Source organism: Candidatus Methanoperedens nitratireducens (assembly GCF_000685155.1).
Taxonomy (GTDB): domain Archaea; phylum Halobacteriota; class Methanosarcinia; order Methanosarcinales; family Methanoperedenaceae; genus Methanoperedens; species Methanoperedens nitratireducens.
The window spans coordinates 378849-394707 of record NZ_JMIY01000007.1; the positions used below are offsets into that span (position 1 = coordinate 378849).

The following is a 15859-nucleotide window of genomic DNA, read 5'->3' on the forward strand; positions in this document are numbered from 1 at the left end:
ATTGTTATAAAATATTATTTTAAATAAATTGTTGTACCTGTTTTTGTATAAAGAACCTATTCCGTCCATATATGTAGATAATACCTAAAATACGTTCGCTCGATAGGTTCTAAGTAAGTCCGCACGATAGTTAAGGGGAAGCTATTCAGGAAATTATAAATCTCTTGAATACTATGTATTAGAGAGGAGTATCTGTAATTATAAGGGGAGGACAGGATGAATAATGGATAGGATAACGCATATCGCCAATCGGTTACCCGGAATTGGTAGACTTAATGAGATGGAATCTAAATGAATATCGTTTGCTAACATCGCACTCTTTTCAATTGCAGTGAGTATGAGTGCAGAGAACCTCATGAGAGGGTTCAAAACACGAAATATATGGTTTGTATTTGTAGTCGGTGCTGCTATTTTTGTAATTTTTATAAACGAAATAGGGTATGGGAGGCTTCTGCTTTTAATAAGTAATGCCAATAAACAGCTTGTGCCTCTTGTAATTCTGCTGAATATACTCAATCTCACAGCCTTCACAATGAGCTGGAAATACCTGATACCTGTGGATATCAGTTTCTATAAATTGTTTAAATTTTATACAGCAGGAACATTTATAAACAATATAACCCCCACATTCGGGGTAGGCGGTGAACCAGTAAAGGCGATACTTCTTGGAAAGGAGATCGGTGCCAGTAAATCATTCTGCTTTGCGAGTGTTGTATCCCAGAGGATGTTGAACATGTTCACGTTTTTGGTCATCGAGCTTATGGGTATAACGCTCCTGTTCTACAGCCCGGAACTCAGGCTCGGGATATGGCAGATACTGGCATTGCTCTTCTCTATTGAGCTTGGTTTTATCGCTTTTGGTTTACTCGTTTATTTCTATATCAGGAAAGACAGATTCTCCTCATTTATCCACTCAATAATCCGGTTCTCTGCACCTTTTATAAGGCTGGTGAGAAGGGGTTTTGATCACAGGGCGCACGCTGATGCCGTGGAGAGATCTATTGATTCTTTTCATATCGGTCTTAAGGATATACGTCGGAATAGAAGCGGTCTTGCCAATACAATAATCTTCTCTTCTCTTGGCTGGACTTTTGATATTATGGCAATATATGTTGTATTTCTTTCCCTGGGAGAAGCGCATATAGGCATCAGCGTACTGATAATCACCTATACCATCTCTATGATCAGCGGATGGCTTCCTCTTTTTCTTCCAGGCGGCCTTGGTATCGTGGACGGTACTATGGCTGCCCTTTTCATACTAAGCGGGGTGCCGACTGATGTTGCACTGCTTGCAACACTGTTCTACAGGCTCGGATCCTACTGGTTTAACACAGTGTTCGGAGCCTTTTACTTCATGGGGGCATTGAGGTTATGAAGCTCTATACAGGAAGGGGAGATAAAGGAGAAACAGATCTTCTTGAAGGCGGGAGAATCAAGAAGAGCGCTTTGAGAGTAGAGGCCTATGGTACGGTTGATGAGCTGAATTCATTAGTGGGTCTTTCAAGGCTGTACGTGGAAGATAAAGAGATTAACAATTTGCTCTTCCAGATACAGGAGAAACTGTTCATCCTGGGCTCTGACCTGGCAGTAGCTAAAGGGGAAAATACTCCCCGCTTAACAGAGAAGGACAAAAAATGGATCGAGAGGATAATAGATGAAATTTCACACGAACTTAAGCCGATAGACCGGCTCGTTTTCCCCGGCGCAAGTCTGGCATCGGCATATCTGCAACTCTGCAGAGCCGTATCCCGGAGAATGGAGAGGCGGATCCAGGCGCTTTCGATGAGCGAGCCGATAAATGAATATGCATACGTCTTCACTAACCGCCTCTCAAGCCTGCTGTACGGGTTAGCATTGATGGTGAACCAGAGGCTGGGAGTGGAAGAGGTGGAATGGGTATATAAGGGATAGAAGGATTTTGAAAAATTATAAACTCGATAAAACCTTTAAGTACATGATAATCAATTCTTATTTACCGTGATAAACTTTAAAATATATGCAAGAAAAAAATCGAATTTATAGGGCAAGAAAAGCGCTTGATAATATCGTAAACAGGCTCGAGCAGGACTATGACCCTGAGCAGATAATCCTTTTTGGTTCGTATGCATACGGTAATCCGACCGAAGAAAGCGATCTTGACCTGCTGATAGTAAAAGATACCGCTGAACCTGTTCTTGCGCGCTGGACAAGGGTTAGAAAGCTAGTCTCGGATCTAAGGAAGGGTATAGCCTTCTCACCGGTTATTATTACTCCCTCTGAGCTTAAGAATAGACTTGAAAAAAGAGATCCATTTTTTGAAGAGATTATCAGAAGAGGCAAGAAGCTTTATGTCAGACAAGGAATCAAGCCTGCCTGAGGACTGGTTTAAAAAAGGGGCTGAGGATAATCAGGCTGTTAGGATTCTGTTAAAGCATGGAGGAAGCAGCTCTGTAGCAGCCTATCTCATACAGCAGATGTTAGAGAAATACATGAAGGGGTTTTTACTATCGAAAGGTTGGAGGCTCAAACGAACCCATGACCTTGAGGAGCTCCTTGATGTGTCGGTTGAGTTTGATCAATCCTTTGAAGAATTCAGGGAACTTTCTCAAAAAGCCACTGCATTTTATTTTTTGGAGCGGTATCCGTTCTTTGCCGGAGAACTCAGCAGGGAAGAGGTCAAGAGCGCTTATCTTGAGTCTCAAAAGTTAATCGAGAAGATAGAAAAATCATATAGGCAAAGTAAAAGAGATTCTCAAAATAGCCCTTAGAAAAGATTAAGTGCATTGCAGAAGATTTGTTGGATGTATCAGATTGAGGTGGTAAAAACTAAAAATGACCGAGACTTTCACCTATGACGTTTTCATAAGCCACAGTTCCAGGGACAAGCTGGTCGTGCGCGAACTGGCGCAGCAGTTGAAGATGGACGGCCTGCGCGTCTGGTTCGATGAATGGGAAATCAAGCCCGGCGATATGATCGGTCTCAGGATAGAGCAGGGGCTGGAGCAGTCACGCTGCCTGATACTTGTAATGTCGAGCAATGCCTTTGCATCCGAGTGGGTGGCGCTTGAGCGACATACGGCATTGTTCCGCGATCCCACAAATGCCCGGCGCCGCTTCATTCCTTTGCGATTGGATGATGCAGAGATCAAGGACATCCTGAAGCAGTTTGCGTATGTGGACTGGCGGCAGAGATCCGACGAGCAGTATGTGAAATTGCTTGAAGCGTGCAGGCCGCCTGTGGTCGCGACCAAACCTACAGGAATACAAAAACAGCAATCTATCAAAACCCTCAAAGGGCATACCAGGGGGGTATGGGAAGTGGCAGTGACACCGGATTGTCGACTGGCTGTCTCTGCTTCTGCTGATACTACCGTGCGGGTATGGAACCTGGATTCCGGGAAGTGCACAGCCACACTCAAAGGACATACCGGGCCGGTATTTGGAGTGGCGGTGACGGCTGATGGCCGACTGGCCGTCTCTGCTTCTGCTGATACTACCGTGCGGGTATGGAACCTGGATTCCGGGAAGTGCACAGCCACACTCATAGGGTATTCCGGACCGGTAGTTGGAGTGGCGGTGACCGCAGACGGCCGACTGGCCGTCTCTGCTTCTGCTGATACTACCGTGCGGGTATGGAACCTGGATTCCGGGAAGTGCACAGCCACACTCAAAGGGCATACCGGGCCGGTAGTGGGAGTGGCGGTGACGGCTGATGGCCGACTGGCCGTCTCTGCTTCATATGATTCTACCATGCGGGTATGGAACCTGAATTCCGGGGAGTGCACAGCCATACTCAAAGGGCATACCGGGCCGGTAGTTGGAGTGGCGGTGACCGCAGACGGCCGACTGGCCGTCTCTGCTTCTGCTGATAAAACTGTGCGGGTATGGAACTTGGATTCCGGGAAGTGCACAGCCACACTCGAAGGACATACCGGGCTGATAGTGAGAGTAGCGGTGACCGCAGACGGCCGGCTGGCCGTCTCTGCTTCTGCTGATAAAACTGTGCGGGTATGGAACCTGGATTCCGGAGAATGTATAGCTACACTCAAAGGGCATACAGGGGAGGTATGGGGAGTGGCGGTGACGGCTGATTGCCGGCTGGCAGTTTCTGCTTCTGCTGATAATACCATGCGGGTATGGAACATTCCACTTATTGAAAAGTCTATCAAAGTATCCGAATCAACCCGCTACGCCAATGCCAAGGTCGTACTGTTAGGCGAAACGGGTGTGGGAAAAACTGGTCTTGCCCTGCGCCTGTGCGAGAACCGCTGGGAACCCACCGAATCTACCCACGGTATGCTTGTTTCGCAGCTCAAGCTGCCTCCGGGCAATGGGTCATCAGGTATCGAGCGCGAGGTATGGCTGTGGGATTTTGCAGGTCAACCCGATTACAGGCTGATCCACCAGCTTTACATGGATGAAACCGCGCTGGGCCTGCTGGTGTTTGATCCCCAGGATGACAACCCCTTTGAAGACCTGGGACACTGGGAGAAAGCCCTGCATGCCGCTGCAAAACATAATCCTGCAAAGCTTCTTGTCGCTGCCCGGTGCGACCGCGGCGGGATCACGATCAGCAATAAGCGGTTCGAGCAGTTCTGCAAAGAGCACGATTTCTCTGGCTTCCTGACCACAGGCGCCAAGATCGGTGAAGGCTGCGAGGAACTCAAGGAGGCAATCGCCAGGCATATTCCCTGGGATCGGCTGCAGTGGACTTCGACCACGCGGCTGTTCAAGACGCTAAAAGATGCCATTCTTAAGCTCAAAGAAGAGGGAGCGCCGCTGGTGCGGCTAGCTGAGTTAAATCAGCGTTTGCAGCTAATGCTGCCTGGTGAGACAATAGGTGAGAAGGAACTTCGCGCCGTTGTTGGATTGATGCAGGGACAGGGCGTGGTGCAAATGCTGAATTTCGGTGATTTTGTGCTCCTGCAGCCCGAGCAGATCAACCGCTACGCATCTGTGGTCGTGCGTATGGCGCGCGAGCATGTGGATGAGATGGGAATCGTGCCTGAGCATCAGGTGCTTGATGGGGGGCTGGACTACAAGGACATGAAGCGCCTGGCCGAGGCGGATGAAAAGATTCTCCTTCGTGCCATGGTGCAGACGTTCCTTGACCGGGCGCTGTGCCTGCGCGAACAGACCCCGAAGGGAACTATGCTTGTATTCCCGTCATATTTCCGGCGTGACAAGCCGGATTTACTGGAGCATCCGAACGTATTTGTGACCTACGGCTTTGCCGGGCCTCTGGATGAGATATATGCAACGCTTGTGGTGAAGCTGAGCTACTCGGATAATTTCAGGAATGATCAACTGTGGAAGAACGCTGCTGACTTCAAGACCCACGGAGGTAAACGCGTGGGACTGGCTATGAAGAAGAAGGCCGAGGGGGCGGCAGAGATCGTGGTATATTTCGAAGGTGGAGTGCCTGACGACACAAAAGTCACATTCATCAAGTACGTACATGAGCATCTGTTACAGCGGGCGCAGGATGTGACCCGGGTACGGACATACGTGTGCCCTCACTGCGACACGCCTGTAGAGAACCGCAAGGCGATCCAGATCAGACTACAAAAAGGTTTTAAAGATATCGTCTGTGCAATCTGCGAGGAGCGCGTGGTATTGCTCGATCTGATCGAAGATAAGTTCGCCTCAGATGAGTTCCTGCTACGGGTACGTGAGATGGATAAGAAGGCGAAGATCAACCTGGACAACGAGAGCCGGGAACTGATATTGATCGGGCACGCGACCGCTATCGCGGGTGAGGCTGGGCAGATCTTCCGGCCGACTCCCAACTCCGACTGGGGTATCGATGGCGAGATCGAGTTCAAGGATTATGCCGGAAATGCCAGCGGCAAGCGCGTCTACTTGCAGCTTAAATCGGGCGATTCGTACCTGTATAAGCGAAAGAAGGATGGGGTCGAAGTGTTCGCGATCAAGAACCTCCGCCACGCCGAATACTGGCAGCAGCAGGCCTATCCCGTGATGCTCGTGGTCCGCACTTCTGACGGCTCCATACGCTGGATGGATATCAGCGCATATCTCAAAGAGCAGAGCAAAGGAAGAACAACGCCAGTCAAGCAGATAATCTTCAAGGGCGAACTGTTCACTGCCCTCAATCTTCAGCGCCTGCGGGATAAACTGATCCCGCCACCAATATAAAGCGCTGATTCTAGCCTGAACTTCCACCATTGGCCGGCAATACACTTGCTAACATCGCCAGAACTGGCCCCACCAGTAGACCGGCCCACGCAAAAAGAGCAATGAGCCCAAGGATAGCCAGGTATGCTCTCTTTCGAATATTGATTTTTTCTTTGCTTTTCAATACAAGACGAAGGACAGCAGCGCCTAACAGAATCTGCACCGTGGCAAGAGTAATGGTGACTGCAACCTCCGGCACAAGCGGTGAATGGGCCTGAGCTTCTGGCAGCAGGCAGATGATAGCGATAGTCAGGATTAAAATAATACTCATAGATTGCATAATATATGCGCAGGATCTGCTCAATCAGTTATTCACCCCTACTTTTCGATTCTATTTGCCCTGCATAAACATATCACCCGCGAGTCTATAAAGATGAGGGTCAATTTGATTGGGCTTATATGAACTGGCTTATCTTTGCGCTCATCGGTACGGCCTCATTCGCTGCGACAGGCATACTTGATAAATTCATCCTGAACCGCTACATCGAGAATTCGGCAGCATACCTAGTCGCTTTAATCATCATACAGCAGATCTTCGCTATCCTTATTCTCATCTTCAAATTCGCCGCTGCTATACTTGTGGTTATAGGAATGTACATTATAACTTGATTTTTGTGGTCGGATCTGGGTTGCTTATAATTGGTTTTTCACATCGCAAGCCTTTTCTATACGGTTTCCATCTAACTACTTATCATGCATCTTGAATTTAACAGGGGTACTATCATTATCCGGGGCAATGCCAGGGTCCCCAACTCCACATGGGATGAACGCTCAAGAAGCTTCAGGGCTATGGCCCTGTACTACAAAGACATTATTGATTATCTCAGGTCATCCGGCCTTGAATTCATAGATAACGTTCTTGATCTTATGCCGTGCCCTGAGCTTAAAAGCGGAATGGTACTGAGGGATTACCAGGAGCAGGCACTCGATGCCTGGATTGCCAATGATAAACGCGGCGTTGTTGTTCTTCCTACAGGAAGCGGCAAGACAATACTTGGAATAAGGGCTATATCCCTGCTGAATACACCGGCGATCGTAGTAGCACCGACCATTGATCTTATGAACCAGTGGCGCACAAGGCTAAAAGAAGAGTTTAAAATAGATATCGGAATCCTTGGTGGAGGTGAGCAGGAGATCAGGGCGATAACCGTATCCACGTACGACTCTGCGTATATCCATGCTGAGAGGCTGGGGAACAGATTCGGCCTCATAATCTTTGATGAGGTGCACCATCTCCCTGCTGAGGGCTACAGGCACATAGCCCTGATGTTTGCCTCTCCTTTTCGAATGGGCCTGACAGCCACATACGAGCGCGAGGACGGATTACATACAGAGCTTAACAGGCTTGTGGGTGGAAAGGTCTTTGAGAAAAAGGTAAAAGAGCTTGCAGGAGAACATCTCTCACCCTACAGGCTTGAGAAGATTTCTGTTGAGCTTATCAGGGAAGAGAAAGAGGAATATAACCTGAACCATGGGATATTCTCGGAATATCTTAAGAAAAATAACATCATGATCAGGAATCCTTCTGATTTCCAGGAACTTGTGATCAGAAGCGGAAGAGACCCTGGCGCAAGAGCCGCCCTGCTTGCAAGAAATACGGCAAGGGATATCGCCCTGAACAGCGCATCGAAAGTAGAGAAGCTTGCTGAGATCCTGAAAAAGCACGGAGAGGGCAGAGTATTCATTTTCACAGAGCACAATAAGCTGGTTTACAGAATATCCAGGGAGTTCCTGATACCTGCCATTACATACAGGACAGCAAGCAAAGAGAGAAATGAGATCCTGGAGCGGTTCAAATCTGGCATTTATAAAGCAGTTGTTACATCAAAAGTCCTGGATGAGGGCATAGATGTCCCGGATGCCGATGTGGGCATAATCATAAGCGGGACAGGCAGCGAACGGGCCTTTGTACAGAGGCTTGGGAGGATCCTCAGAAAGAAGAGAGGAAAGGAGGCTATCCTGTATGAGATCGTATCATCAGAGACAAGCGAGATCGGTACTGCAAGAAGGAGAACAAAATCCATGAGGTAATAATGCTGACAGGCGACCTGCTCGTTACAAGAATACATAAGGGAAAGATAGAGCCTGTTTATGCTGCTCTTGATCAGGAGTACATTGAGATTGCAGGCTCGGTTATTGATATATTCCAGAGGCATGTTGGAGAAACCTATGGGGAACTGCTTGAGGAAATAGGGGACTTTGAAGAGATCAACTACCGCCTGGTGAGAGGACTTGCTGCACTTCTTGAGAGAAGATGTGTAATTGATACAGATGCAGCCATTGATCCCATCATTGCCAGGAGAGCGGTTTTTGAGGAGTGCAAAGAGATTGTCACAGCCCCGGAAGAGAGACAGAAAATCCTGTCCAGGACAGCAGATAAACTCTCGATCAGACCGGAGCATTTAGAGAAAGCTCTCTGGGCAGATCAGGAAGAAAATCTACTGATCAGGGAATTTCAAACAATCACTCCAGAGAACCTGCTCATGCAGTATAACCTATCCCTTACCCAGACGCTCCTGTTTCGGGCCGTGGGAATGGAGATCCAGATCGAGGATAACTACCAGCATGTGTTCAGGAAGATAAAGCAGCTCGGGCTCATGTACTCTATTGAGCAGGGTAAAATATACCTTGATGGGCCTATCTCTTTATTCAAATTGACTGAGAGGTATGGTACATCCCTTGCAAAACTTCTTCCGGCTATTATAAGATCAAGCAGATGGAGCCTGAGTGCAAGCATATTGAAGAAAACCATGCAGGGAAAAAGAATTTTTGATTTTGTTCTGGATCATACCAGGCAGGTATTCAATACTGATATCTTTGAGGAAGCATTTGACAGCGCCATTGAGAAGGAGTTCTCCCTGCTTAGTTTCAATGACTGGTCTATCAGGCGGGAGCCTGCGGTACTGAAGGCAGGCCAGTACGCCTTTATCCCCGATTTCTCACTTGAGCGAAACGCAAGCAGGGTATATGTTGAGATCGTCGGCTTCTGGACACCTGAGTATCTTAAAAATAAAACACAGAAGATCAATCAGCTAAAAGAAAGTATTATTCTTCTGGTGGACAGGAACCTTGCATGCTCAGGCTCAGAATTCAAAACTGATAACCTGATCTTCTATGATAAAAAGATCCCGTATCTTGAGATAATAAGAATACTGAGAAAATACGAAGAAGAACAATTGCTGGAAGAATCTACAAAGCTTGAGAATATAGAAATTTCTTTAGACGGCGATGTTATCAACATAGATGAAGTGGCCAGAAGATACAGCGTGAGTGCAGAGGCTCTGAAGAGAATAATAACTCACAGCAGCAGGGATTATCTACTTTTTGGAGATCAGCTTGTTAATAGTAAGATCATAAAGGAGATCAGGAGTGAACTGAATAGCGTGAAAAAACATAACGATGCAATCAAAATTTTTGAGAAATACGGGCTGAAAGGACACTGCCAGATACTTGAATTCCTTGGTTATAGAGTAAAATGGAGCGGGCTTGATCCGGATAATGCAGAGATAGTAGCATAAATTCTGGTCCGCAAATGTATATCGTAAGCTATCTTATTAGCACATGTATCATGTTCGAAACCTTAATTACCCTACCAGATAGAAACCTATACCTGTGAGGGTCAGATGTCCAGTATATTCTACTCAAGACTTGCCGCATCAGTTATAGCCGTATTATTCTTCATTCTCTTTGTGCTTTTTCTCCTTGTAGGCCTGGGTCTAATAGGTATTGCCTTCAATAAGCTGGGTTTTCCTCCAGGGTACGCTATACTTATACTTTTCTTATCTCTGCTTGGTAGCTATGTGAACATACCTATTAAGCAGATAGTATCCCGGACTACCGTAGTCTCAGGTATAGAGATCGATTCTTACTGGTTCAGGTATGTGGTCCCTCTTGTGAAAGAGCAGCGTACAGTCATAGCTGTCAATCTGGGAGGTGCCGTGATCCCTGTAATAATATCCGGTCTTCTGATCTTCAGGGCTAACCCGGTCGAAGTACTGCTCGGGGTCTCTGTCATGACGCTTATGATCCATATGATTGCGCGACCCATAAAAGGGCTTGGTATCGCTGTCCCTGCGCTTCTCCCCCCTGTAATGTCAGCAGCAGTGGCGCTCATAATCTCACCACAGAATGCTCCCATCATTGCATATATCTCAGGTACACTTGGCAGTCTGATCGGCGCTGATCTTCTCAACCTGAAAAAAATTCCGGATCTGGGTGCTCCGGTTGCTTCTATCGGAGGGGCCGGGACATTTGATGGGATATTCCTTACCGGGATAATATCAGTACTGCTCGCATAGCCTGATCAGAACACATCAAGCCCGAGTCGTTCAATTACCTGATAGAGATGTTCACCGTCTTTTCCATAAGTGTTAAATTTATCCACTATCTCTTTCACCACGCTTACTGCATCCTCTTTCGACACATTTTTCAATTTTTGCCCTATACGCGGGTTTCTGCCCGCATCGCCTCCTATATAAACATCATACCCATCTTTGGTTCCAACTAATCCTATATCCACGACCTTGCTCCATGCACATGAGTTCTGGCATCCACTCACTCCGATCTTTACCTGCCTGGGAGCTTTTGTACCTGCATGTGCGGCAATTGCGATTGCATCTGCAAGAGCATCCTGCCTTGCGTACTTACACAGTGCGCCCGTGCATCCCATAGGGTTCCAGACCTCCCTTTTTCCGACAACACCGATCTTCATATCCACCCCAGCAAGTTCGTCTCTAACTGAATCGATCTGCTCTTTTTTCACAAGTATAGCCATTCTCTGCATGGATGTGAGTTTTACAAGCCCTGCACCATCATTTGCGATTTTTGCTATTTTTTCAAGCTGCTTTGATGTAATCAATCCTGCAGGTGTGGCAGGTAATATCGCTACTACTCCATTTGTTTGCTCTGCTATTGCATCAACCATTTCTTTCACCTCTATTTGAAATACCTGTCCAGCATGCCTTTTATGGCTCTTGCATGTCTTGCCTCATCCCGCGCCGAGACATCAAAGAAGTCGTGGGCTTCATCAATTCCTGCTTCTTTTGACCTCACAGCCGATTCTCGCTTGTATCTATTCGCGCCCTCCTCACCTTTGAGCATCCTCTGGAGATTCTCTTTTGTGCTGCTTGAAATCCTGCCTGTAAGCTCAGCATATCCTGCTGCGTGCCATGCTTCTTCTATAGCTATTGTTTTTAGCACTTCTGCTATCTCAGGGTAACCTTCACGCTGAGCCTGTCTTGCCATCGCAAGATACAGCCCGACTTCACCGGTCTCACCTTTGAAGTTGCTCTCAGCAGCTTCTTCCACAACCGTTCCTTTGACAATCCCGATTTTGTTCTCGCTTATCAAATCCATATTCTCATCCTTTAGTTAGATCTAAATCTAACTGTTAGGTTCATATATAACCATTTCCATATATAAGATTTACCCTGAGGATTGCAGGAATATGAAGTATATACTAAAACCAGATTTTACTATTGCAAAATTATTTTCTGATAAAACAAGACAGAGAATAATAGAACTCCTCTCTGAGAGAGAGATGACTAACGCACAATTAGCCAGCCAGATGCAGCTTAGCAAGCCAACATTATCACATCATTTAAAACTTCTGTCAGATAATAAAATCATCAAAGTTTCAAGGATAGAACATGAGGTTCACGGCATACCTATGAAATATTACTCACTCAACCCAGAGATGATAACAATCTCTGATGATAGACAGATCAATGAAGATGTTAAAAAAGAGCTTTTCAAGAGCCTGTTTGGTGGACAGACAAGAGAAGAGCTCGGTGATAAGGTATCCCTTGTTTTTTTGCGTCTGTTGAAATCTTCGATCATTGAGTCCGGGATCGAGCTTGACAGGCCGATGTATCACGCGGGCTATAACCTGGGAAAGAATGTTTTCTCAAAACAGATTAAAACATCTGAATTTGATTCAGTTATCAAGGAGATCGCTGATATCTGGAGTGAGCTAAAATTAGGTAAAGTTGAGCAGATCGGGAAGGATAGGATCCGTGTCAGGGATTGCTACCAGTGCCATAAAATGCCTGATGTCGGAAAACCCTTATGCCCGAGTGATGAGGGAATAATCGCCGGAATACTGGACACCGTTCTTGGGAAATCCCATTACGTAAGAGAGGTAAAATGCTGGGGTACAGGTTACGATTATTGTGAATTCGAAATTCGGGTGGATTCCCATGCATATGATCGCTAAGTGCATACATGAGTCCCGCCAGACTTTCAAATAGACTTTTGTTCTTTGTAACTCTTATAGTAACCATATGCAGTCAATACGATAGCTCCGAGCCCAAGAACAATAACTATGAAATGAATAAATATTCCGAGAATCGGTAAGTTAATCCCGATAAAGACTATCAATAGCCCGATGGCAAAGGATAATATCCTATAGCTTGTCTTTTTTTCCGATGCTTTAAATATATACTGCCCAACCCAGAGCCCGACAAAAATCCTACTAATATATAAACTAATTATATAGATTACCATCAATATCAGGCCAAGAGGGATACCGATTATAGTTATTAAAAGTATTACTGCCAGGATAGGTGTTACTATCAGGAACAGGATCCCCCACAAGAGATTTTTTAACGGGTTAGCAGAGATATTATCAGTGATCCTCTGAGATACCACGGGGGCGATAACAAGGAACAATATCCCGACCAATAAGAGCCAGAGATACCCTATTATTCCACCTATTATCCCGAATACATCCCTTCGTTCATCAGGTGGCTCTCGATGGATTATCTCTCCGGAAACGACATCTTCAGCAATCTCAGCCGGTCTGGGTGCTGTATACTCCAGATTTCCGCCTATTCTTGCACCCGGCAGTATCCTCATGTTATCTCCTATATCCATGGTGACATTGCCCATGGCTGTACCCCTCATTTCCATACTCGAGGCCCCTCCGTTGATATCCCTGTTTACAGTTCCATCAATTACAGCGCTGCCAGCACCAACAGTCAAATCTCTGTTTATACTTGCGTTTCTTCCTAAAATGAAGTTCCCACCAAAGACAAGAGCATTATCCCCCACATTACCATTGATTGTAATGGTACCGCCAGCAGCCCTGATATCATCTGTGATATTACCATTGACTGAAATTGATCCCCCTGCTGCCGCAAGACTCCCATTTATAATCCCGTTTACCCTGATCTCGCCCCCAGCAGCGATGAGATCACCATTAATAATGCCGTCTACGGTTATTGAATTCCCTGTAAAGTAAAGATCATCATTTATTATCTCGCCTTCAGCGATTACCAGCCTTTCCTCAGCCCTGAAGTCAGAAGCACCTGCCGCTGATGAAAAGATCAGGAGAAGAGCGAACAAAATAATAATAAACCTAACGGAATATTTCACTGACATAACACTCGCCATTAAAAAATTGGTGTCTGCTATATTAAACGTTTTGATATATATAAGGGCTCGATCTACACTGTAATCCTCTTAAGCCTCATACTGAACTCTTTTCTGTGCCGTTTCTCCTCATCAAGGATATGCTTCAGGACTCCTGCCACTTCAGGATCATCTATGATCTCGATCTGCTTTTTGTACCTCTCAATAGCCCCTGTTTCAAGAGCTTTTTGCAGCTCTAACTGGCTTTTCAGGTCATCTCCTCCGAAAACAAGTTCTCTGTGCTCCATACTCGGCTTTCCTCCTCTTTTGACGATCAGGTCTGCAAGCCAGTTCATATGCCTCATCTCATCAATGGATATGGCCTCTGTAACTCTGCTTGAATCGCATTCTGACATAACAAAAGCATTTCGAACATATACCATTGTGGCTTCTATCTCATGCACAAAGTCTTCATTCAATAGGCGGATTATTTCTTCAGGGTTCAAATATTATTCCTCCATCTGATACGAATTAAGTACATGACTATTTATCTTTGATTGAATGCTATAAGAGCCATTCTATGTTAGAACCCCTTGAAGGCGTATTATCGAGTTATGGCTACCCCGGCCTGTTTACTGTAAGTTTTTTAGCTTCAACAATACTTCCCCTTGGCAGTGAGGGGTTTGTAGTGTTTCTTATCTCACGGGGATTTAATCTCAGCGCTGTTGTTCTTGTAGCCTCTATTGGCAACTTCCTTGGCGCCTGCACCAGTTATTATATAGGTTTTAAGGGGCGGGATTATATAGAGAAATATCTTCGGATTGAACCTGGACAGATCGAGAGGGCTGAGAGATACTTTTCAAAATACGGCTCTTACGTGCTGCTGTTCACATGGCTTCCCCTGATAGGGGATGCTCTCACGGTAGTCAGCGGAATCCTGCGCCTCAAGTTCCTTATATTCTCGGTCTTTGTATTCACAGGCAAGTTCTTGAGATACCTGGCTGTAGCATACATGACAGGAGCTATTTTATTATAGCATCATGAACCGCTTCTCTTATAATATATCCCGCTTTATGCAGGATTGTATCTTTTAGTTCTGCATCCCTTTCCATACCCGCAGTGCAGGGATATGCATGGTGCGCTTTTGATATTACCTCGTCCAGTCTATCATCTACAGGAACATTCTTAAGTTTCTGTGCTACATAATAGGCACATCCGCATGGCTGGCTGCATAAAATCTGTACTGTTATAATATTGTTATCTTTAACCCCGATTTTAAATTCAGGGAAACCTATCTTGAAATACTCTATAAAATGATCTATTAATGGATCTTCCCCTCTTTTGAGAGAGCAGAATGGTTTCGGGGCAGTAAAAACAATACCAAGCTTTTCGCATTTCTCCTTGATCTGGTTTTTTAATCCCCCTGACAGCCAGCCAGGCTCTTCAATGGGAGCTATAATCAAACGAGTGCCTGAATCCTTTGCAAGGCCAGGAAGTTCGCTTATAATATCGGGATGCAGATTTATAGCTAACAATACATCGTTCTCTGGCAGGTCAGGAGGCATGTATTTTGCCGGTTCTTCTATATACACAGGCAGACTCGAAGGCTGGGTATAGATTCCCGTAATGTTATCTGCAAAATTAAGTGTTTTATCATCCCTGCAAAAGATACACAATTTATCACAGGAGGTGCAGAAATTCCTGTAATTTATCAGGTTCCCTATTACGCGTTCTCCAAATTTGCCGTTATATGCCACATATGTTCGCATTATGAGATTATCCTCTTTCATTCTGTTCTTTCGTATTCTCTCTCAAAACACTGCGTGAAGATCCTGGTATTAATATGTGGGTGTATCCTGGCTTTGTCATAGCTCTATTATTTATACCATAACTTAAGAATATTGCCTCTATAACTCAATTCCAACTTTGATATTCTTATAGCATGATTCTAAGTTCTCCGTAAATTTTAAGAACCATCAAGCAGATTATTTAATGGGGGAGTGTTTAGATGACAATAACTCCAAGAGGTGAATCATTTCTTCCAAACATTTCTATAGATGAGTTGAACGACCTTTATCAAAAAGAGGGAGATCCAAAAGCTAAAATAAGGCTTCTTGCAGCGATTTTACGCAAGGAGGGTAGGACTCTTGAAGAAGTAAGCTTTACTATAAAACATCCACTAACAACCGTTGGCGACTGGCTACGCCGTCTGCACACAGAGGGGATTTCAAGAAAGAATAATAAAAAGCAATCTGGAAGACCAAAAAGATTGGCAGATAAACAGATAGAAAATCTAAAGCCAATTCTTTTCAAATCTCCCCAGGAGCAGGGCTTT

The 15859-nt window shown here is 45.5% G+C and carries 18 protein-coding genes; 12 read left to right on the forward strand and 6 right to left on the reverse strand.

Annotation, left to right across the window (positions count from 1 at the left end):
* The first annotated feature begins 337 nt into the window (after nucleotides 1-337).
* The 5 genes from ANME2D_RS13770 (at nucleotide 338) to ANME2D_RS17085 (ending at nucleotide 6135) form a co-directional block, all read left to right on the forward strand.
* On the forward strand, nucleotides 338-1375 hold the full coding sequence (locus ANME2D_RS13770; protein ID WP_081810299.1) for a flippase-like domain-containing protein: 1038 nt from the start codon (nucleotides 338-340) through the stop codon (nucleotides 1373-1375).
* On the forward strand, nucleotides 1372-1911 hold the full coding sequence (locus tag ANME2D_RS13775; protein ID WP_048092824.1) for a cob(I)yrinic acid a,c-diamide adenosyltransferase: 540 nt from the start codon (nucleotides 1372-1374) through the stop codon (nucleotides 1909-1911). Before ANME2D_RS13770 ends, ANME2D_RS13775 begins: the two co-directional genes overlap by 4 nt.
* Before the next feature lie 85 nt (nucleotides 1912-1996).
* The gene (locus ANME2D_RS13780) at nucleotides 1997-2356 is read left to right on the forward strand and encodes a nucleotidyltransferase domain-containing protein (protein WP_048092826.1); all 360 of its coding nucleotides are present in this window, start codon (nucleotides 1997-1999) and stop codon (nucleotides 2354-2356) included.
* Nucleotides 2328-2747 carry a HEPN domain-containing protein gene (locus ANME2D_RS13785; RefSeq protein WP_048092829.1) on the forward strand — a complete coding sequence of 140 codons (420 nt, stop codon included), beginning with the start codon at nucleotides 2328-2330 and terminating at the stop codon, nucleotides 2745-2747. The genes ANME2D_RS13780 and ANME2D_RS13785 overlap by 29 nt, the downstream gene beginning before the upstream one ends.
* A 64-nt stretch (nucleotides 2748-2811) precedes the next feature.
* Nucleotides 2812-6135 (forward strand): TIR domain-containing protein, encoded by a 3324-nt coding sequence (locus ANME2D_RS17085; RefSeq protein WP_052368940.1) that lies wholly within the window; start codon nucleotides 2812-2814, stop codon nucleotides 6133-6135.
* A 10-nt stretch (nucleotides 6136-6145) separates the two neighbouring features.
* Here the strand turns inward: ANME2D_RS17085 and ANME2D_RS13795 are convergent, their stop codons facing one another.
* On the reverse strand, nucleotides 6146-6478 hold the full coding sequence (locus tag ANME2D_RS13795) for a hypothetical protein (RefSeq protein WP_157834133.1): 333 nt from the start codon (nucleotides 6476-6478) through the stop codon (nucleotides 6146-6148).
* A 95-nt stretch (nucleotides 6479-6573) separates the two neighbouring features.
* Here ANME2D_RS13795 and ANME2D_RS13800 point away from each other — a divergent pair, with 95 nt between their 5' ends.
* The 4 genes from ANME2D_RS13800 (at nucleotide 6574) to ANME2D_RS13815 (ending at nucleotide 10472) form a co-directional block, all read left to right on the forward strand.
* Nucleotides 6574-6783: a hypothetical protein gene (locus ANME2D_RS13800; RefSeq protein WP_048092838.1), complete on the forward strand. Its 210-nt coding sequence runs from the start codon at nucleotides 6574-6576 to the stop codon at nucleotides 6781-6783.
* A gap of 84 nt (nucleotides 6784-6867) precedes the next feature.
* Nucleotides 6868-8205 carry a DEAD/DEAH box helicase gene (locus ANME2D_RS13805; protein ID WP_048092841.1) on the forward strand — a complete coding sequence of 446 codons (1338 nt, stop codon included), beginning with the start codon at nucleotides 6868-6870 and terminating at the stop codon, nucleotides 8203-8205.
* Between the two features lie 2 nt (nucleotides 8206-8207).
* Nucleotides 8208-9692 carry a DUF790 family protein gene (locus ANME2D_RS13810; RefSeq protein ID WP_048092844.1) on the forward strand — a complete coding sequence of 495 codons (1485 nt, stop codon included), beginning with the start codon at nucleotides 8208-8210 and terminating at the stop codon, nucleotides 9690-9692.
* Between the two features lie 105 nt (nucleotides 9693-9797).
* A complete protein-coding gene (locus tag ANME2D_RS13815) occupies nucleotides 9798-10472 on the forward strand; it encodes a DUF1614 domain-containing protein (RefSeq protein WP_052368941.1) in 675 nt (224 codons plus the stop codon).
* A gap of 5 nt (nucleotides 10473-10477) precedes the next feature.
* On the opposite strand, the gene ANME2D_RS13820 is transcribed toward ANME2D_RS13815, so the two are convergent.
* Together ANME2D_RS13820 and ANME2D_RS13825 are read right to left on the reverse strand one after the other, a co-directional pair.
* Nucleotides 10478-11098: an NAD(P)/FAD-dependent oxidoreductase gene (locus ANME2D_RS13820; RefSeq protein WP_048092846.1), complete on the reverse strand. Its 621-nt coding sequence runs from the start codon at nucleotides 11096-11098 to the stop codon at nucleotides 10478-10480.
* A gap of 11 nt (nucleotides 11099-11109) precedes the next feature.
* Entirely contained in the window at nucleotides 11110-11529 is a 420-nt protein-coding gene (locus tag ANME2D_RS13825; RefSeq protein WP_048092848.1) for a ferritin-like domain-containing protein, read from the reverse strand.
* A 91-nt stretch (nucleotides 11530-11620) separates the two neighbouring features.
* Here ANME2D_RS13825 and ANME2D_RS13830 point away from each other — a divergent pair, with 91 nt between their 5' ends.
* Nucleotides 11621-12388 (forward strand): V4R domain-containing protein, encoded by a 768-nt coding sequence (locus ANME2D_RS13830; protein ID WP_048092850.1) that lies wholly within the window; start codon nucleotides 11621-11623, stop codon nucleotides 12386-12388.
* 26 nt (nucleotides 12389-12414) lie between these two features.
* Here the strand turns inward: ANME2D_RS13830 and ANME2D_RS13835 are convergent, their stop codons facing one another.
* Together ANME2D_RS13835 and ANME2D_RS13840 are read right to left on the reverse strand one after the other, a co-directional pair.
* A complete protein-coding gene (locus ANME2D_RS13835) occupies nucleotides 12415-13554 on the reverse strand; it encodes a bactofilin family protein (protein ID WP_048092851.1) in 1140 nt (379 codons plus the stop codon).
* A 65-nt stretch (nucleotides 13555-13619) separates the two neighbouring features.
* Nucleotides 13620-14030, reverse strand: a complete 411-nt coding sequence (locus ANME2D_RS13840) for a ferritin-like domain-containing protein (RefSeq protein ID WP_048092853.1) — start codon at nucleotides 14028-14030, stop codon at nucleotides 13620-13622.
* A 74-nt stretch (nucleotides 14031-14104) separates the two neighbouring features.
* On the opposite strand from ANME2D_RS13840, the gene ANME2D_RS13845 reads away from it, so the two are divergent.
* Nucleotides 14105-14560, forward strand: a complete 456-nt coding sequence (locus tag ANME2D_RS13845) for a YqaA family protein (protein WP_048092855.1) — start codon at nucleotides 14105-14107, stop codon at nucleotides 14558-14560.
* Here the strand turns inward: ANME2D_RS13845 and ANME2D_RS13850 are convergent.
* Nucleotides 14547-15314, reverse strand: coding sequence for a DUF166 domain-containing protein (locus ANME2D_RS13850; protein WP_052368942.1), 768 nt, complete (start codon nucleotides 15312-15314; stop codon nucleotides 14547-14549). The two genes, ANME2D_RS13845 and ANME2D_RS13850, sit on opposite strands and share 14 nt — an antisense overlap.
* Before the next feature lie 218 nt (nucleotides 15315-15532).
* On the opposite strand from ANME2D_RS13850, the gene ANME2D_RS18500 reads away from it, so the two are divergent.
* Nucleotides 15533-15859, forward strand: a 327-nt coding sequence (locus ANME2D_RS18500) for a COG3415 family protein (protein WP_048092857.1), incomplete at its 3' end; no start/stop codon positions are given.